Origin of the sequence: Enterocloster lavalensis, from assembly GCF_046603895.1 — a bacterium.
GTDB lineage: Bacteria > Bacillota > Clostridia > Lachnospirales > Lachnospiraceae > Enterocloster > Enterocloster lavalensis.
Map to the genome: position 1 here is coordinate 4752628 of NZ_CP176637.1, position 16888 is coordinate 4769515.

A 16888-nucleotide genomic window follows, 5' to 3' on the forward strand; every position below is an offset into this window, starting at 1 on the left:
TTTATAACCACAACAAGACGGAGCTGTGCTCCTGCTGGATGATTCAGCGGGAACACAGCTCCATTTTAATAGGGGTCTATCTGTAAAGCGCTGCCGTATCCTGCCGGCAGGCTGTCACAGCGCAAATGAGAACACCACGCTGGCCACCACCAGCACAATTCCGCCTCCGATACGGCTGGAGAGCTGGGCGTAGGCGATCAGGTCCAGGCGGTCCGCAGCGCCCAGCACGGCGATGTCGCCGGAACCGCCGCGGTTGGCCATGCAAAGGCCCGCCGTGACTGCGGAGTCGATGGGATAAAAGCCCACCAGGTAGCCCACCAGGGCGGAGCCGAAGATGGCTCCCAGCACCACGGCCACCGCGATGATCAGATTGACCGGGCTTAAGGCGCTGGCCAGCTCCATCAGGTCAAAATCAACGCCCATCGCCACCATCATGGGGATACCGAATACGCCGATCATGAAGGTCTGCAGCCGTTTTGCACCGGCGCACACGCTTCTGGGTACAATCCCGGTGGCAGCCAGAATCACCACAAACAGGATGGTGTAGGCGAAGGCGTGGATCTGGGCCCCGGCGATGGAGGGCAGGATGCGCTTGGAGAACAGGCTGCCCACCGCGAAGGCGGTCAGGGCCAGGAAAAATGCTCCGTGTAGGTCCTCGGTATCGGAGGCAACCTTCTCGTCCTTTTTCGCCAGCGTTCCGGCGTTACGCATCAGCGTTTTCTTATCGCCGGTCAGGCTGGTTTTAATGCTTCCCAGCTTATTTAGCAGTCCGCCCGCGATGATGCAGATCACGTTGGCAATGGTCAGGATAATGATGGCGTGGGAGTAGTAGCTGGCCGCAGGTTCCCCGGTCGCCCCTTCGTATATCTGGGACAGCGGCACGGCGCCGGCCCCATTTCCGCCGCCCATAATGGGCAGCGCGTACTTGATGATAATGTTGGTGGGGCTGATGCCGAAGATCGCGCCCACGATCACACCGAACAGCACGGCGCAGGCCAGGCCGCCCAGGATCGCCGGAATGTACCCCGCAAAGGACTGGAGCAGAATTTTCCGGTCCAGGGACAGGATGGAGCCGGTGATCAGAAATACAATGAAAATGTTCAACAGGTTGGGAGAACCCTGTATCACCTCGCCTATGGCCTCCGCGTATTTATCAGGCAGAATATTGAACTGGATCAGCACCGCGGTGCCGAAGAACACCATCAGAAGGCCGCCCCCAATGTAGCTGTTCCAGATGGGAAGCCGCTCGCCGAACTCATACAGAAGCGCGGACACCGCGCAGCCGAAGGCCAGCGCGCCCGCCACATCCGTGGTCAGCGCCCCTGAGTATGCAGCTACAAATACCAGAACACACGCCCCCAGGCACAGATACCAGGGCAGCCCCGCAATATTTAAAGTTTTTCCCTTCTCCATCACTTATTTCCCCCGTTTTCTTCCGTTTTCGTCTCATCAAACGCATGTTTCAGCGCCCGCAGAATCAGCCGTTCCGCCTCCTCGAATTCCTCTTTCCGCTGTACCACGAACCCATGGCTGCTGTCCATGAAATTTTTCATGGTGACGGTCACGCCGTTTTCCGCCAGGCGTTTGCCGTAGGCCAGCCCCTCATCGCAGAAGAAGTCGTTGTCGCATACGATGATCAGCGTCTCCGGCAACGTGCGGATCATGGAGTCAGGGGCCAGAAGGGGAGAGGCCAGAGGATTCAGTTTGTCCTCCTCCCGGGTCAGATACATACGGTTGTAAAACTCCGAGCGCTCCGGCGTGAGCCTGGGATTGGCGTAGGCGTTCCGCTTCAGCTGCACCGGCTCGTACAGGTTTAAGCAGGCGTAGTCCAGGATTTGCAGCCGCAGCTGGAAATCCCCCCGCTGCCCGGCAAGCAATGCCACCCCCGCGGTCAGGCTGCCCCCCGCGCTGTGCCCGCCCATGGCCACGCGGTCCCGGTCAATGTTCCATTCTCCGCTGTGCTCCAGCGCGTAGCAGATGGCCTCGTAGGTCTGGTAAATCTGTCCCGGAAAGCGCAGCTCCGGCGCGGGGGTGTAGTCCACGTCCATCACGATGCAGCCCAGCCTGCTGCTGATGTTGCGCGAAAATACGATGTCCTGCTGGCGTTTCCCCTTCACGAACCCGCCGCCGTGTGCGTTTACGAACAGCGGAAGCGGCCTTTTGTCCTCCTCGGGCCAGTAAAAGCTGGCCTTGCAGGGTCCGTAAGTTGTGGAAATCGTCACGGTCTCCTCACGCTTCACGTGGTAAAGGTCCAGCAGCTCCTGGCTGACCACCTTGCCGATGCCATTTTCCCGGCACTGGTCCAGCATGCGGCGGTCCTCCTCAGTCAATATGTAATCCATCCTTTCCCTCCTCCAAATAGTTTCGATAAGCTGATTATAGCCAATCCGCCCGTCACAGTAAAATTGCATAAAATCATGGCACCATTCGAAAATCGAATGATGCCATGAGGGAATTATTTATTGAATGGAGTACCGTTCCTCCACAAACCTTATAAACGCGGTCACGTAATCCGGCTTCGCCCGCCTGCCGTCATAGACGAACCAGGTTTCCCGGACCAGGGGCATGCCCTCACCGTCTTTGAGCAGAAGGGAGTGGACGCCCAGGTTTTTCAGCTGTTCCTCCGTCATAAAGCTCAGGGTGTAGCCCAGCCCCTTGCAGGCCAGCTGGCAGCAGGTGTCCACGTCCTCTGCCGTGGCCCCGATGGACGGCGGGCGGTTGAAATTGCGCTGCCACCAGGAGTCCAGCAGCCGTCGGGAATAATTGCTCAACCGGCAGTGCAGCATGGGCAGGTCCGGCAGCTCCTCCAGGGCGATGGGGGTTTTGGAAATGGCGAAGGCCTGTTCCCGCAGCACCAGGCAGCGGTTGATGCCGCCCTCGTAGTTTCCACGCACAAACGCGCCGTCGGCTTCCCCTTCTTCCACCAGACGGGTCAGCTCGTGGCTTCTGAGATTCTGGATTTCGAAGCTGATGTTGGGGTGTTCTGATTTGTAGGCCATCAGGATTTCGGCCAGCTGGCGGCGGCTGAAGGTGAAGGAGGAGGCCAGCCGTACCGTGCCGCAGCCGCTGGTCTTAAAAGCGTCGACGCCCCGCACCGTCTCCTTCATAAAGCTGAGAAATATCCTGGCCCGCCCGGCCAGAAATTCCCCCTCGGGCGTAAATTCCACGCCCTTTGTGCTGCGGTTTACGATGCGGACCTGAAATTCCTCCTCCATGGCCTGCAGCCGCTTGGTCAGCGTAGGCTGGGTGATGTACAGCTTTGCCGCCACCTTGGTGATGTTGGGGTTTTTGTAAAGCTCGTCCAGAATAATCCAATCCGTGTCTCTCATATGTGTTCACCTGCCGCTTAGGGCGCGGCGCCCATTCCGTTTTTGTGATATGGCAAATGAAAACTGGCAATTTGCCGCTGCTGATAGTATAACAAAGCTTTATTTTAATTGCAAGAAATAGGGGTGACGGCGCTCCGGACCGTGGCTTGACGGCAAAGCCGCGTGAAGCAAAAAAACAGGCACGCAGTCAGTTCCATCTGCGTGCCTGTTTCTCAATCAATAACCGTTTTTAAGCTTTTTCAATCCTCACATTCACACATTTCAACGCCGGGAACCCACTGATCGGACACCTGTCCGTATCGTCGGTCAATAGATTTGCATTTGCATCCGCAAATCCATGTGTGATCTGAACTGCGCCTTTGGCAAATGTTCCGCGCTGCATGATCTTTACCGGCAATGTGATGCTGCCCTGTTTGGAGGTGACCTTCACCATATCACCTTCCTGTAGTCCAAGGCTTTTGGCATCCTCCTCATGGATTTCCACCTCGGCATGGGGGTGCGCTTTCTTAATCTGCGGAATGTTGCGGTAACGGCCGTGGAAATAGTATACCTTTCTGGCGCCGGTTGAACAGGGCCAGGGATATTCCAGGTCGGGCTCTTTGACATAATCCGGGAGATCGTCAATGGTGGGAATTCCTTTATAACCAAATTTTTCCAAAACAGTGGAACACAACTCGATTTTTCCTGTGGGAGTCGGGAACGGCTTTTCGCCTCGTGCCAAGCGTTCTTCATGCTTCTTGTAGCGAACCGGGCAGGCTCTGACTCCGCTTGGATGCTCCTTCAGATAATCGTAATCATATCCGCTGGGCTCCATGATGTAGTTGATCAGCTCTTTTTCATCCTTCCAGGGGAAATATTCCCCTGCGCCCAGGCGGTCCGCCAATCCTTTTAAAAACTCATACTCTGTTTGCAGACCGCTGTCAATACACTTGGCCGCAAGGTAGCAGGACTGTTCGATTCCGTTGAAGTAAATCTCGTCCCGTTCAAAATTAGAAGCCGCCGGAATGATATAATGGGCGAGCTTTGCCGTCTCCGTCATCATGACGTCTTTTACCACAAACAATTCAAGGCTGCTCAGCGCTTTCTTTGTCTTGGAAGTATTTGCTTCCGTAAACATCGGGTCCGCCGCCGTCATGATCAGGCCTTTGAACGGATAGTCTCTGCCTTCGTATTTGCCGGTAAGAATCGTATCCATCAACATCAAAGTGTGGCTCTCACGTTTGAAATAGTCGATGATCGGATATTTGGAGCGGCCGATGGGCTCCAATTCCCTGACAAATTCATCATTGAGTGTGAGATCGTTCCGTTTGTGATTCTCCGTTAAAAGCATGCCGCCTTTTTGATCCACCGCGCCCACAAGACAGTCGATCAGAGAGGTAATGCGGCTGTTGGAGACGCCGTTCCGTTGATGCTCCAGACCGGTTCCGGGCCAGCTGCATACCTGATCGCCGGCCTCTTCGATCATGTCGACCATCTGATCAATCACAGCTTCCTCCACACCTGTAATCCTGGAAGCGAATTCCTTGGTAAACTGTTTTGCGTACTCTTTTAATTCATCGAAGCCAACGGTGAATTTCTCGACGAATTCCATGTTGACAAGATTGCGTTCGATCATCTGGTTGATGACGCAGTATCCCAGGACGGCGTCCGTACCCGGTTTGATCGGGACGAACAAATCGGCGATTCTTGCCTGCTCGTTGTAACGGACATCGATCACGATGGATTTCGCCCCTTTTTCCCGGCCTTCGTTCAGATCCTGCGTCCAGTAAGAATGTGCCGCCGGGGAGTTGGTTCCCCAGAAAAGCGCGAGCTTTGTATTTCGGAAATCAGCCTGGGGCCAGCAGCCGTAATTTAAATAGAAAGCGACATAGCGGCCATTGTTGCACTGGGTATTATTGCTGAAATAGTTTGGGGAGCCGATCACATTGTTAAAACGTCTCATCAACGCTTCGTTCTGGTCGAATCCGGTTCCCTCTCCTTTCCATCCCGCTACAGACTGTTTCCCATATTTTTCCTGCAATTCTTTGATTTTATCGGCGATCTCATCCATTGCCTGTTCCAACGGAATTTCCACAAAACCGTTTTCCGTGCGCTTTAAAGGTTTTCTTAACCGCTCAGGGGAGTCCAGCCACGTCACCGCGCTGCTTCCCTTGATGCAGATGCGGCCGCGGTTGATATGGTTATCTTTATCTCCACTGATTCTTACCAGTTTATTATCTTCAATCTGCACTTCAATCCCGCATCCCGATCCACACATTCTACAGATTGATTTACATACCTTTTTCTCAGACATATATTATTCTCCATTCTGTTTCTCTAATGTCACGATAGTTCATCATTTATTCGCATCCAGGTACATTGCCTTGATCTTATGGTCGGTTCTCACGCGCTTTCTGGTGATCGCGTCGTCCACCTCTTCAAACTGCAGCGCGCCGCTGATACAGTGCGGGGCTGTTGACAAAGTCCCCTTAGCGCCGGAAATATGATATAATCCCAAGTTTGACAGTTTAGAATGTTGAAAACCCTTAGAAACGTCGTATTTATGCCGTTTCTGAGGGCTTTTCTTTTTGAAAAAAGGGAGTAATGGATTCTTATTCTTTTGAATGTCTGCAGATACCCTTTATGGTACGTTTCTTTATCAATTCATAGTCAGTACGGAACCCGGCGTACTCATGCAACGCATCCGTAAGCTTTGTACGTGTGTAAGATGGGATATATCCTTCGTTTCCTATGCTTGTTACCCTCATTTTTCTGAGTGTCGAAATAATCTCATCACAAGTGAACTGGCTGTCTAGTTTGCGTTCCAGAATCCGGTAGATTAAAAGCGCGATAAAACATGTCGTAAAGTGAGCTTTGATCCTGTCATCCCGTTTTAGGTAAACCGGCCTGGCCTCGAATTCTGATTTCATGATCCGGAAAGATTCTTCGATTTCCCACCGCCCTTGATTTACTGCTGCGATTTCGGAAGGGTCATCGTCGAGATTCGTATAGACGGCATAGAAGCCGTCATACTGGGCTTCTTCCTGTACGGCGTCCTGATCAATTTCGTAAATTTTATTTGCAGCGCATTCACCATATGCGGTGATCGATGTTTTCTTTATGAATCTGCGGTAATCATTCTGGCTATGCTTATCAATCCTTTTCGGCTCGGTATCAATTGCTTTTATCGCTCTTAAAATCTGCTGATTTCGGATCTGTTGTTGATAGTTCCTGTATTTCAGGGAATAGGTCACGATCAGAGTCTGATCGAAATCAATATCACGTTTCCCGTCATTTCCTTCCACATACAGCTGCTTGTAGAATAGCTTGCTGCGGTTTTTAGCGGTGTCTTCGAGCCTGCTGATATCATAGGTATCCAGGCTGTCTTTCAGATGCCATCCGGTGGGCTCCAGACACCATTGGCGCAAATCTTTTTTGAGCTTTTTAATGGACTGCGTTGTTATGAAACAGCGGCCGCCAAAGTTGTTGAATTTCCGGTTGCGTTCAGAAGACAATCCAGCATCCGTACAGACGATAAATTTTGAAAGCGAGAAATCTCTCAGGATCTGTTCTTCCAATGGGATCAGAGTAGTCTGTTCATTGGTATTGCCTGGATGGATACAAAAGGCAAGGGGGATCCCACTTCGATCAATGAAAAGTCCCATCTCGACGATAGGGCTCGGGCGATGTTCCTTGCTCGGACCGTATTGTTTCAGGCCTTCCTGACATTCCGTTTCAAAAAAGTAATTGGTACAGTCATAGTACAGGACTCCGGTCTGCCGTTTGACCAGCCGCCGGCTTGCTTCATACAGTTCCGCCTGGATGGAATCGGATTCGTTTGCAATGACAGACAGGGCACGATAAATCTGATGCAGTTCAAAAGCCGGTGGTTCGAGCAAATCGGAGGACTGCTCATAGCAGGAGAGTTTTGAAGACGGATTGAGGATCCTCTCATATACAAGACGTGAAAGGATGGAATCAAGGTCATAGGAAAACGAATATTCTTTTGAAATCTTTCTACAGATGTTTGGCAGGCGAAGATCATAGTAGATCTTCTGAAGGAAAAGGTAACCAACGTTATAGGAATTCTGCTTATCGAAAGGAATGAGAATATCCGTCCGCAGCGGAACAAGGACTTTATGCTGCTTTTCAGCTTCGGCCTGATTGAGCTCGTCCAGATGCGCCTTAGCCCATTTATTGGCATCTGTACAATGATATTTTTCCATGATTTCCCGTTCAGTTCCAAGGCGTTCCACAACTTCTGAGGAGCGTTTGCCGTCGCGGCGGACAGAGCGGATGATGTAGTAGCTTATTCCATTTTTGGTTTTATTTGTAGTCAATCGCATGGCAGACTCCTTAAGAGAGATGGTATAATCGTATTATATCATATATTACGCTATTACGCACTAAAAACTTTCTGAATTTGACAAAAAAATAAGCAGCCATAAGGCTTGCAAGATTTTCAGGTGTCAAACTCCCGTGCGGGGCTGTTGACAAAGTCCCCTTAGCGCCGGAAATATGATATAATGAAAAAAAGAGCGGAGAGGGGGATGGGAATGCAACTGAAGCTGCACATGGTAACGATAGAAGATTTGGTCCCAGAGGGACACTTTCTGCGAAAACTGGAAGCCACGCTGGACTTGTCCTTCATTCATGAAGAAACAGCCCATCTGTACAACCGCAGATACGGCCGCCCACCCATTGCCCCTGTTGTGCTGGTAAAATATCTGCTGGTAGGATACCTGTACGGGATCCCATCGGAACGGCAGATCGAACAGCGTATCCAGACAGATGTGGCCCTGCGGTGGTATCTGGGCCTGGATCTGTTTGACCGGGTACCGGACCACAGCACCATCTCTCAGCTGCGCCGTCGCAAGCCTTCTTTCCGCAAGGTTTTCCGTCGGCTGTTTGAGGAAGTGGTGCGGCAGTGCATTGAAAAAGGTCTGGTCAGCGGGAAATTGGCAGCTACCGACTCTACCCATGTAAAGGCCAATGCCTCCCGTGCGTCGGAGCATCTGGTGGAAATGCCCGAGGAACCGGGCGTATACTGGGAACGGCTGGACGGCTACGAGGAAGAAGGACTGCAGAAACTGGAGAAACGGACCGGACACCGCCGGAAGAAGCGGACAAAGCAAATCAAGCGGGACAGCCGCCGCAGCCACAAGCGTGTGAGCCGGACTGATCCGGAGGCAGGGCATATGAAACGGCCGGGGAAGCCGGAGGGCCAGTACTACCTGAGCCATCAAACCCTGGACACGGACCACGGTGTGATCCTGGGTGTGACGGTGACACCGGGCGATGTGCATGATTCCGTGCCATACCTGGACCATCTGGAGCAGATCCATCGAAATGTCTTCCCCATTCAGGCGGCCACAGCGGACGCCGCTTACGATTTTCCTCTGGCCCACCGTGTGCTGGAGGAGCAGGGAATCTCCTTTTATGTCAGGCCGCAGCCTTCTGCTGATAGGACCAAGGCGGAATTCAAACGGGATGCCTTTTCTTATGATGCGGAGAAAGATGTTTATCAATGCCCCAATGGGAAAGAGCTTCGAGTGAAGGGGCTGTACCGCAGCGCCAGCGGTGTGTACTGGGAGTATTGGGCAGACCGCGGAGACTGCCGGAGCTGTCCTTTCCGGGAGAAATGTTTGAGCGAAAATGATAAACGCGGCGCACGAAGGCTGCTGGATACCTACTTCCGTCCCACAGTACGGCGGCATCTCGCCCGGCAAAACGAGCCGGACTATCTGGATGCGCTGCGCAAGCGGCAGATCTGGTGCGAGGGCACGTTTGCCGCCCAAAAGTGGGGACATAACTTAACACGCGTCTTACGACGGGGTTTAGAGGCAGCGGAGGACCACTGCCTCCTCTCGGCGACCGCTTTGAACTTAAAAAGGATGATAAGATGTATGGGATGACGCCGGTAGGCGTCTTTTTTATTGCTTTTTTCCGCTCGTAATAAATGATCAGGCACTTTGTCAACAGCCCCAGTGCGTGACACATCTGGGATCGCCGCCGCACAGATCGCATTTAAAGCTCACCTTTTTTTCATGGTCAAAATGAATGTTCCCGTAAGGACAGGATAAAATGCACATTTTGCATCCGGCGCATTTTGTCTGATCGAGAATCACCGCATTGGTTTCCGGGTCCCGGCTGATGGCATGGGCGGGGCAGACCTTCAGACACCATGCCTCCTCGCAGTGGAAGCAGGTCATCGGAACCACAAACCGTTCTTCGATGTAATCATTTACACGGATATTTGCAAAATCCACTTCACAGGATGATTTGCTTTTTTCATAGGCGCAGGCCATTTCACAGTTTCTGCAGCCTACACATTTTCTGGGATCGATCGTGATTGTTTTCATAAGCCTTCTCTCCATACTTGATTGAATATTTCTTTGTTAATATAGTCCTTTACATCCTGTGTCCGGCAATCGATCGCTTCCCCCTTGCGGATCAGCGGTCTCATTTTACCGAGATACTCCACCGCGTCGCTGTTTCCAACCAGACAGCCGCCAATTAGCCTGCCGTCTTTGCAGCAGATTTTCAGATAGCCGTATTCTTCGCTGGGGTACAGGTAGAAATCGTCCACTTCCTGGTCTGCAAATTTGCCGATGGAAGCGACCGTCACACCGTACATTTCCGTCACATTCATATTTAAACTGCCTTCGTAAACGGTGGAAAGGCCCGCCATATTCTCACCGGCAACCTGGCCCATTTCCACAGCCGTAGGCCACAGCGCATGGATCATATGTTCGTCCCCGAAAATGGTGGGGCCTGCCGCCACGTCGCCGCCTGCATAGACATCTTCCACATTGGTTCTCATGTGTCCGTCTACAGGAATGCCTCTGTCTGTCACGATCCCGCTTCCTTCTAAAAATCCCACGTTTGGCCGGACTCCGGTTCCCACAATCACAAAATCCGCGGGGACATCTTCTTTGTCCTTTAAATGCAGGACAAGGCTTCCGTCTTTCAGGGGTTCGATGGACTGTGTTGAGGTGCCTGTATATAAAGCCACGCCGCATTCCCTTATTTTTTGCGACAGGAGCTTCGCGCCCTCATCATCCAATACATTTGGCATAATACGGTCCATCAACTCAATGACCGTTACGTCGAGCCCTCTGCTTCTTGCCGCCCACGCGGCCTGCAGGGCTACAAAGCCGGAACCGATCACGCACACCTTTTTAGAAGTCTCAAAATAGGGCAGTAAGGCGTCCAGATCGGATCTTGTCCACATATGGAATACTTTGTCGCCCTTCATCCCTTCAATGGGCGGCGCTACTGCATAAGAGCCGGTTGCAATCAGGAGTTTGTCGTATGGATAGGTAGCTTGATCCGTTGTCACGGTTTTCTTCTCCGGGTCGACTCCGACCACATTTTCTTGTTTGAACTGTGCGTTATATCTTGTAAAATACTCCGGGCCGCATATATCCAACCCCTCGTATGGTAGTTTCTGTCTCAATATGTAAGGAAGCAGCACTCTTGAGTATGGAGCCCCTTCTTTTGAAAGGACCAATACTTCGCTTTGCTTATCATATTTCCGCAAATTCTCCAGCGCGCTTAATCCGGCGGCGCTGCACCCAATGATTATAATTTTATTCATACGTCTCCACCAATCATTTATTCTGAATCGATACGCACGTTTCGAATAGTACGATAGCAGCAAAAATGATCTTACATCGATAAGATCCATCCCCTCATCGTTGCCCCCAATCATTTTTGCTGCTACCACCATTTTTATCGATCGCTAAAACTATTGAATCTTTTCCTCATAACATTTTTTCAAATTAGTAAGCGCGCCTTTTACTAATTCCATGCGGGTTGCAATATTCATTCTCATGAAACCTTCGTTATGCAGGCCGCCGAATTCAGCTCCTGAAGAAAATACGATACCGTACTCGTGCAATAACGCTTCAAGCTCGTCACAGCTCATCTTCCAGTCCGTAAAATCCAGCCAGAACAGATAGGAAGCTTCCGGTTTCGTCAGAACAACCTTAATGTCGTTCTCCTTAAACCAATTTACAACATAGTCTTTATTCTTCTGCAGATAAGCCTGCAATTCTAAAATATACCCTTCCGCGTGCTCATATCCCGCGGTGGCCGCAACCAGGCCGAGGTCGATCACATCGACTCTTGCATTTAAAGCGGCGACGGCGTATCGGTCGCGAAGCTCTTGATTCGGAACAACGGTTGCGGAGGTTTTCAGGCCGGGAATGCCGAATACCTTTCCGGAGCTGGTCAGAACGACGGCGTTTTTTCCGTCCTCATCACAGACAGCTAACAGGGAAACGTGCTTGCGGCCGTCATAATATACGTCGGAGTGGATTTCATCACTTAACATAACCACATGGTTTGCCTTACAAATATCGTACATCTTCTGCATTTCTTCTCTTGTAAAGCCTCTTGTGGTCGGGTTTCCGGGATTGCAGACCACCAGCAGTCGGACGCGGGGATCGGAAGCCATCTCTTCCAATTCTTCAAAGTTAATGGACCAGGTCCCCTCGGCTCTGTTATACACAAGTCCGTTGTCGTATAAGATACGCCCGTTATTTTTCGTTACGGAGTAAAACGGTCCAAAGACAGGAGTCTGAACGATCACGCCGTCCCCGGGTGCGGTGAACGCATCCATAATCACTTTATAAACTGCCATCAGAGTCGTGCCCGGCATAACCTGCTCCGGCTGGATATTCAAACCATAGCGGCGATTCTGGTAAGCTGCAAATGCTTTTGCAAAATAGCTCTTGTCGGCAGCGTAGGATAAGACGCCCTGATCAACTTTATCGTGGATGGCCTGACGGATCTCATCCGGCATTCTAAAGTCCATGTCGGCCGTGCCGAGCGGGTAATCAACGCCTAAACCTTCTCCATCCCATTTCCATGTGTTCGTTCCTCTTCGATTAAGAGGTAAATCAAAATTTATCATTCCGTATCTCCTTTGCTGTGTTTGACTTGTTTTAGTTACTCAATAACCTTCTGACTTTCCAGCTTGAACATTCTGGTTCCGTTCTTGTAGCCAATGCCGAAGATGGATAAAATGATGACCATGGCGGAGCAGCCCCAGCCGAAGAAGTTATACGGTAACGCGGCAAGCGTGGACACTCCGGAAATACCGGCTAAGAAAATAGCGGTGTCGCACCACGGAATACAGGTCAGGTACTGTGTGCTTGCGGATAAGGCCGCAGATACCAGGTCCATACTGTCCATACCTTCTTCTTCGAACTTCTTTAAGAATAAATCCTTAGGCATCATTCCGGCTAAGAAAGAGCTGGACGTTAAGCTTACGATCAGACCTGCCAGTACAACGGCCGACGTGCTTAACAATACTCTGCTCTTAACTTTGGAGAATACGGTCTCAGCGATCACATCCAGCGCTTTGATCTCCATCAGGATGGTACCATACATGGAAGCGACGATTACGATGATAGCAGGGCTTACCATACTGGTTGCGCCGCCGCGGTTACAAAGATTTAAGAAGATATCGCTGAAGCCCTCCTCGGCGATGCCTGCGCTTCCAGCTACGGTAAATCCGCTGTAAAGAGCGTTTAAACCTTCGCCAAAGGAAAAGCCGTTGAAGATCATACCAAATACGATACCCAGTAAAGAGGTAATGCCAAGGGTCATAACGATGGGCTTCTTCATGAAGGTTAAAATAAATACCAAAACCATGGGAAGGATCACGAGCACATTGGTATTAAATACAGAGCCGATCTCCTGGTGAATTAACTGGGCGGAAGCCATATCGCCGCTGCCGGAACCGTTCATGAAGCCTAATACTGCATAGAGAACGGTCGCAATGCCGATAACGGGAAGGGTGTAATAAGCCATACGTTTGATCATGGTCATGGTGTCTACGTCAGCGAAGCTTGCCGCCACGTTGGAAGTATCAGCCATTGGAGAACATAACTGACCAACGTGGGAACCGGATGCAACGGCGCCTGCAACGATGGGAAGCGGTACTCCCATACTCTGTGCGATCGCCAGCATGATCACGCCCACGGTACCCGCCGTTCCCCAGGAAGTACCGATGATAACGGATACAATCGCTGTCAGTAAGAAGGACAATACGATCATTAAGGACGGGCTGATGACGTTGATCAGGTAATAAATGATGACCGGAATCGTGCCGGAGAACATCATGGTTGAGATAAACGCACCGATTAATAAGATGATAAAGAATACCTCAACGACTCCTTTTTCACGCTCGTATACAGGAGCCATAATATCGTTCCAGCCGTAACCGCACCGGTAGGCAACTACCATGGACCAAACGATGGCGATCATCATCGCGGGAATAATGGAAATATCAAGTTTAACGGAATAGATTACCAATGCGAGTAATACTACGATCATAGAGATCGCTTCAATAAAAAGCGGTTTTTTCTTTTCGCGGATTTTCTTTTCTTTGCTCATAATTTAGCCCCTCTGTCTTTTGAAATAGTTTTTCTGCTCTGTTTAAAAAATTATTTTTCAGCAATTACCTCGATCTCACACAACAATCCCTTCGGAATCGTCTTTACTGCAACACAACTGCGCGCGGGCTTGGATGTGAAATACTTCTCATATACACTGTTAAATGTCTGGAAGTCATTCATATCCGCCAGGAAACATGTCGTCTTAACAACCTTGTCAAATGAAACACCGGCTGCCTCCAATAACGCGCCCACGTTCTTGCAGCTCTGATGAGCCTGTGCCTCAATCCCATCCGGAGCCACCCACGTAGCTGGATCAACTGGAATCTGGCCAGATGTGATCACAAGATTGCCTACTTCAAAAGCCTGTGAATATGGGCCGATTGCAGCAGGTGCGTTTTCTGTTGAAATAACGTTCATGTTCATTTCCTCCTTTGAAATATTTTTTATTATTTCATAAATTACTGAAATATTTTATTCCAAAATTAGAATATAACATTTTTTTATTTTAATCAATCGTAAATGTGATGAAATCTTGTTTAGTTTTTTTGGTGATAATGCCAGAAACACTAAAAAATATTTCATCACATATTGAAAGACCAAAAAATTTGTGTTAGTATAAGATTCATATAAATTATAAGAACTGTAACAAAAATTCTTTGCGATGTCAGTGGGGAAAACAATGATTTTATCAGAGGTAGATCATAAAATATTAGAATCTTATAAGACGGTGTTAGAAGGACTGGCAGACTATCTGGGGGATGGATGTGAAATCGCTCTTCATAGTCTGGAGGACTACGACAAGTCTGTCATTAAAATTGTGAACGGGCATCATACCGGAAGAGAAGTGGGCGCTCCCATCACCAATCTTGCGCTGGACATGCTGGACAAGATCAAAAAAGACGGCGCCAAATTTTATATTTCCTATTTTGCAAAAAACAAACGTGGAAATCCTATCAAGTCAGCGACCATTGCGATCAAGGGAGAGTACGAGCGCATCATCGGACTTCTCTGCATTAATATCAATCTGAATATGCCCATGCTGGACTTCCTGTCCGTTTTTTTGCCCAATACGCCCTCCAATGATCAGTCCACATCCGAGCTGTTTTCCAACAACCGCGAAACCTTCTTCGACGACCTTTTATACCAGGCAAAGGCGGCTGTGGACAATGACCCTTCCATCAAACCGTCCTTACACAACCGCGCGATTATTGAAATACTCTATCAGCAGGGTGTGTTTAATATGAAAAATGCTGTGGAGCATGTCGCAGAACTGCTGGAGATATCCAAGAACACGGTGTATCTCCACCTGCGCTCGGTTAAAGGCAACTCTTCGGAAACGGTTGAGTGAGATTAAGTGATTTTTGCGAAAAAGGGGTGCCGCACGATCATCTATTTTGATGATTCTGCGACACCCTTTTTGGGTATAGGGTTATTTGTCAATCATAAACGAGGACTTTAATTCATACAACGGATGCTCCAACCCCGTAGGCCCATAAAATTCCGTCCCTACATACCGAAATCCCAGCTTTTTAAGCACCTTTTCCGACCCGGCATTTTCAGGATGATGCCCGGCGTACAGCGTTTCCGCCTTCAAGACATGAAATGCATACCTTATCACCGCCGCCGCCCCTTCTGTGGCGTACCCCATCCCCCAGTATCGCTTCCGCAGATGAAAACCCAGCTCATAAGCACGTTCACCGCTCTTATAAGGCCGCAGCCCGCAGCACCCCATAAATCCGCCGCCATTCAGCTCGAAAACCGGCCAGTATTGCACAGAAAACCGCCTGTCATGGTCGATCTCCCGGACCAACCGGTCCGCAATCTCCTGAGGGGTGAAGCGGCCGGAGGCGCAGATCAGCCGCGTCACATCCGGGTCCCCCCGCAGCTGGCGGGCAAGGGCGGGATCGGCGTCCGTCCATTTGGAGAAGCCGATTCGTTTTGTCTGTAGGAAATAGTCTCGGTTCATGGTCAAGTCTCCTGAATCTTTCTGATCGGTTGATGGATTCTTTCATAACTTCCTGTTTGGCAGGGACGAATGGAATATCCAATGTTACTATCATTATAATCAAATTTGACCGTCCGTCAAGCGACGCGTGTTGTAAGCTGCTATAGTACCATTTGAAATTAACGTACACAAGTCAATCACTGCCACCAAAATGCCATCAAAACACGCCCGGAGTTCATCCGGGCGCGTTTCATGTTCTCAATTCTGTTTTTTCTCCACCGCAATCCAAAACTCGCAGCAGTAATCCGGCGACGTCACGTCCGCCGACGGGTACACCTCAAAATCTGTCCCCCCGCAGGGCTGGTACTCGCTGGTGGGGAAGAATTCGGTGTAGATCCGGTGGTACAGTTCCTGGAATGCCTGGGGCATGCTGCCGGTGCAGGTGAACACCGCGTAGGTGTGGGCCGGAATCTCCTCCACGCAGAGGCCGTCCCCGGTCACGGGCTGGCCGTTGTAGGCAGCGCCGATGGCGTAGGGGAAGTCCGCGTCCACCGCGTCCTTTCCGAAGCTGGCGCCCACGATCCGGTCGCCGAACAGATTCTCCTTCGGCATGTACCGGCAGAGCGCCGGGATGGTGCCGTCCGTGCTGCATTCCTGCCAGAAAGCGGAAATTTCCACCGGGGTCAGCTCCTCCCTGGCGCTCACCCGCTTCTTTTTCATCACCAGCTTAAATGCTTCTTTTGTCTCGATTCTGTAATCCATGATATTCCCTCCGCTTAAAATCAGTTTGACGGAAAGACGGGAAAATGATTTCAGAACCGCGCCGTTGTTCCTGGCCTGGGACGGCGTGATGCCGTGAAAACGGGTGAAGGCCCGGCTGAAGCTCTCGGGGGTGTCGTAGCCGTATTTCAGGGCCACGTCGATGACTTTTTCGTCCGATCCGGCCAGCTCGCTTCCGGCCAGGGTCAGCCGCCGCAGGCGGATGTATTCGCCCAGGGTGAAGCCGCAGAGCACGCTGAATACCCGCTGGAAATGAAAACTGGACGAACAGGCGCGCCTGGCGGCCTCCTCGTAGTCGATGGGCTCGGTTATGTGTTCCTCCACATAGTCCAGGGCCCGCTGTATTCCGGTAATCCAATCCATCACATTCTCCTCCTTCCGCAAGTTTCGTTATGCCGTGCGGTCCAAACCGCAGCAGGCATATCTAAACAATACCGGAAAGCGGC

15 protein-coding genes are annotated in these 16888 nt (G+C 50.7%); 2 read left to right on the forward strand and 13 right to left on the reverse strand.

Features of this window, described 5'->3' with window-relative positions; translation table 11 throughout:
* Window positions 1–114: 114 nt before the first annotated feature.
* The 6 genes from ACK2JC_RS21290 to ACK2JC_RS21315 form a co-directional block, all read right to left on the reverse strand.
* On the reverse strand, window positions 115–1413 hold the full coding sequence (locus ACK2JC_RS21290; RefSeq protein WP_320938387.1) for a 2-hydroxycarboxylate transporter family protein: 1299 nt from the start codon (window positions 1411–1413) through the stop codon (window positions 115–117).
* Window positions 1413–2342: an alpha/beta hydrolase gene (locus ACK2JC_RS21295; protein WP_320938388.1), complete on the reverse strand. Its 930-nt coding sequence runs from the start codon at window positions 2340–2342 to the stop codon at window positions 1413–1415. The genes ACK2JC_RS21290 and ACK2JC_RS21295 overlap by 1 nt, the downstream gene beginning before the upstream one ends.
* A 117-nt stretch (window positions 2343–2459) precedes the next feature.
* The gene (locus tag ACK2JC_RS21300; RefSeq protein WP_320938389.1) at window positions 2460–3329 is read right to left on the reverse strand and encodes a LysR family transcriptional regulator; all 870 of its coding nucleotides are present in this window, start codon (window positions 3327–3329) and stop codon (window positions 2460–2462) included.
* Window positions 3330–3558: 229 nt separating this feature from the next.
* A complete protein-coding gene (locus ACK2JC_RS21305; RefSeq protein WP_320938390.1) occupies window positions 3559–5622 on the reverse strand; it encodes a molybdopterin-dependent oxidoreductase in 2064 nt (687 codons plus the stop codon).
* A 42-nt stretch (window positions 5623–5664) separates the two neighbouring features.
* Window positions 5665–5790, reverse strand: coding sequence for a hypothetical protein (locus ACK2JC_RS21310; protein WP_368282604.1), 126 nt, complete (start codon window positions 5788–5790; stop codon window positions 5665–5667).
* Window positions 5791–5920: 130 nt separating this feature from the next.
* Window positions 5921–7654 (reverse strand): IS1634 family transposase, encoded by a 1734-nt coding sequence (locus tag ACK2JC_RS21315; protein WP_368275008.1) that lies wholly within the window; start codon window positions 7652–7654, stop codon window positions 5921–5923.
* A gap of 204 nt (window positions 7655–7858) precedes the next feature.
* Here ACK2JC_RS21315 and ACK2JC_RS21320 point away from each other — a divergent pair, with 204 nt between their 5' ends.
* The gene (locus ACK2JC_RS21320) at window positions 7859–9223 is read left to right on the forward strand and encodes an IS1182 family transposase (protein WP_411337769.1); all 1365 of its coding nucleotides are present in this window, start codon (window positions 7859–7861) and stop codon (window positions 9221–9223) included.
* A gap of 60 nt (window positions 9224–9283) precedes the next feature.
* Here ACK2JC_RS21320 and ACK2JC_RS21325 read toward each other — a convergent pair whose 3' ends face one another.
* From ACK2JC_RS21325 to ACK2JC_RS21345, 5 genes are read right to left on the reverse strand one after another with little or no spacing between them, the layout of a single operon-like run.
* Window positions 9284–9670 (reverse strand): 4Fe-4S dicluster domain-containing protein, encoded by a 387-nt coding sequence (locus tag ACK2JC_RS21325; protein WP_368271207.1) that lies wholly within the window; start codon window positions 9668–9670, stop codon window positions 9284–9286.
* Window positions 9667–11040 carry an NAD(P)/FAD-dependent oxidoreductase gene (locus tag ACK2JC_RS21330; protein ID WP_320938391.1) on the reverse strand — a complete coding sequence of 458 codons (1374 nt, stop codon included), beginning with the start codon at window positions 11038–11040 and terminating at the stop codon, window positions 9667–9669. Before ACK2JC_RS21330 ends, ACK2JC_RS21325 begins: the two co-directional genes overlap by 4 nt.
* Before the next feature lie 18 nt (window positions 11041–11058).
* Window positions 11059–12228 (reverse strand): MalY/PatB family protein, encoded by a 1170-nt coding sequence (locus tag ACK2JC_RS21335; RefSeq protein ID WP_320938392.1) that lies wholly within the window; start codon window positions 12226–12228, stop codon window positions 11059–11061.
* A gap of 35 nt (window positions 12229–12263) precedes the next feature.
* Entirely contained in the window at window positions 12264–13715 is a 1452-nt protein-coding gene (locus ACK2JC_RS21340; RefSeq protein WP_092366267.1) for a Na+/H+ antiporter NhaC family protein, read from the reverse strand.
* Between the two features lie 50 nt (window positions 13716–13765).
* On the reverse strand, window positions 13766–14134 hold the full coding sequence (locus tag ACK2JC_RS21345; protein WP_368271206.1) for a RidA family protein: 369 nt from the start codon (window positions 14132–14134) through the stop codon (window positions 13766–13768).
* 262 nt (window positions 14135–14396) lie between these two features.
* On the opposite strand from ACK2JC_RS21345, the gene ACK2JC_RS21350 reads away from it, so the two are divergent.
* Window positions 14397–15065 carry a transcriptional regulator gene (locus tag ACK2JC_RS21350; RefSeq protein ID WP_227167854.1) on the forward strand — a complete coding sequence of 223 codons (669 nt, stop codon included), beginning with the start codon at window positions 14397–14399 and terminating at the stop codon, window positions 15063–15065.
* 81 nt (window positions 15066–15146) lie between these two features.
* Here ACK2JC_RS21350 and ACK2JC_RS21355 read toward each other — a convergent pair whose 3' ends face one another.
* Window positions 15147–15683, reverse strand: coding sequence for a GNAT family N-acetyltransferase (locus tag ACK2JC_RS21355; RefSeq protein ID WP_320938393.1), 537 nt, complete (start codon window positions 15681–15683; stop codon window positions 15147–15149).
* Between the two features lie 237 nt (window positions 15684–15920).
* Window positions 15921–16805 carry an AraC family transcriptional regulator gene (locus ACK2JC_RS21360; protein ID WP_320938394.1) on the reverse strand — a complete coding sequence of 295 codons (885 nt, stop codon included), beginning with the start codon at window positions 16803–16805 and terminating at the stop codon, window positions 15921–15923.
* Window positions 16806–16888: the final 83 nt, after the last annotated feature.

What these genes read in the sequence shown, in the direction of transcription:
- ACK2JC_RS21350 (WP_227167854.1), top strand. Translation starts at nt 14,397, where the DNA reads ATGATTTTATCAGAGGTAGATCATAAAATATTAGAATCTTATAAGACG.
- ACK2JC_RS21335 (WP_320938392.1), bottom strand. Translation starts at nt 12,228, where the DNA reads ATGATAAATTTTGATTTACCTCTTAATCGAAGAGGAACGAACACATGG.
- ACK2JC_RS21290 (WP_320938387.1), bottom strand. Translation starts at nt 1,413, where the DNA reads ATGGAGAAGGGAAAAACTTTAAATATTGCGGGGCTGCCCTGGTATCTG.
- ACK2JC_RS21325 (WP_368271207.1), bottom strand. Translation starts at nt 9,670, where the DNA reads ATGAAAACAATCACGATCGATCCCAGAAAATGTGTAGGCTGCAGAAAC.
- ACK2JC_RS21305 (WP_320938390.1), bottom strand. Translation starts at nt 5,622, where the DNA reads ATGTCTGAGAAAAAGGTATGTAAATCAATCTGTAGAATGTGTGGATCG.
- ACK2JC_RS21320 (WP_411337769.1), top strand. Translation starts at nt 7,859, where the DNA reads ATGGGAATGCAACTGAAGCTGCACATGGTAACGATAGAAGATTTGGTC.
- ACK2JC_RS21340 (WP_092366267.1), bottom strand. Translation starts at nt 13,715, where the DNA reads ATGAGCAAAGAAAAGAAAATCCGCGAAAAGAAAAAACCGCTTTTTATT.
- ACK2JC_RS21330 (WP_320938391.1), bottom strand. Translation starts at nt 11,040, where the DNA reads ATGGTGGTAGCAGCAAAAATGATTGGGGGCAACGATGAGGGGATGGAT.
- ACK2JC_RS21360 (WP_320938394.1), bottom strand. Translation starts at nt 16,805, where the DNA reads ATGGATTGGATTACCGGAATACAGCGGGCCCTGGACTATGTGGAGGAA.
- ACK2JC_RS21300 (WP_320938389.1), bottom strand. Translation starts at nt 3,329, where the DNA reads ATGAGAGACACGGATTGGATTATTCTGGACGAGCTTTACAAAAACCCC.
- ACK2JC_RS21295 (WP_320938388.1), bottom strand. Translation starts at nt 2,342, where the DNA reads ATGGATTACATATTGACTGAGGAGGACCGCCGCATGCTGGACCAGTGC.
- ACK2JC_RS21355 (WP_320938393.1), bottom strand. Translation starts at nt 15,683, where the DNA reads ATGAACCGAGACTATTTCCTACAGACAAAACGAATCGGCTTCTCCAAA.
- ACK2JC_RS21345 (WP_368271206.1), bottom strand. Translation starts at nt 14,134, where the DNA reads ATGAACGTTATTTCAACAGAAAACGCACCTGCTGCAATCGGCCCATAT.
- ACK2JC_RS21315 (WP_368275008.1), bottom strand. Translation starts at nt 7,654, where the DNA reads ATGCGATTGACTACAAATAAAACCAAAAATGGAATAAGCTACTACATC.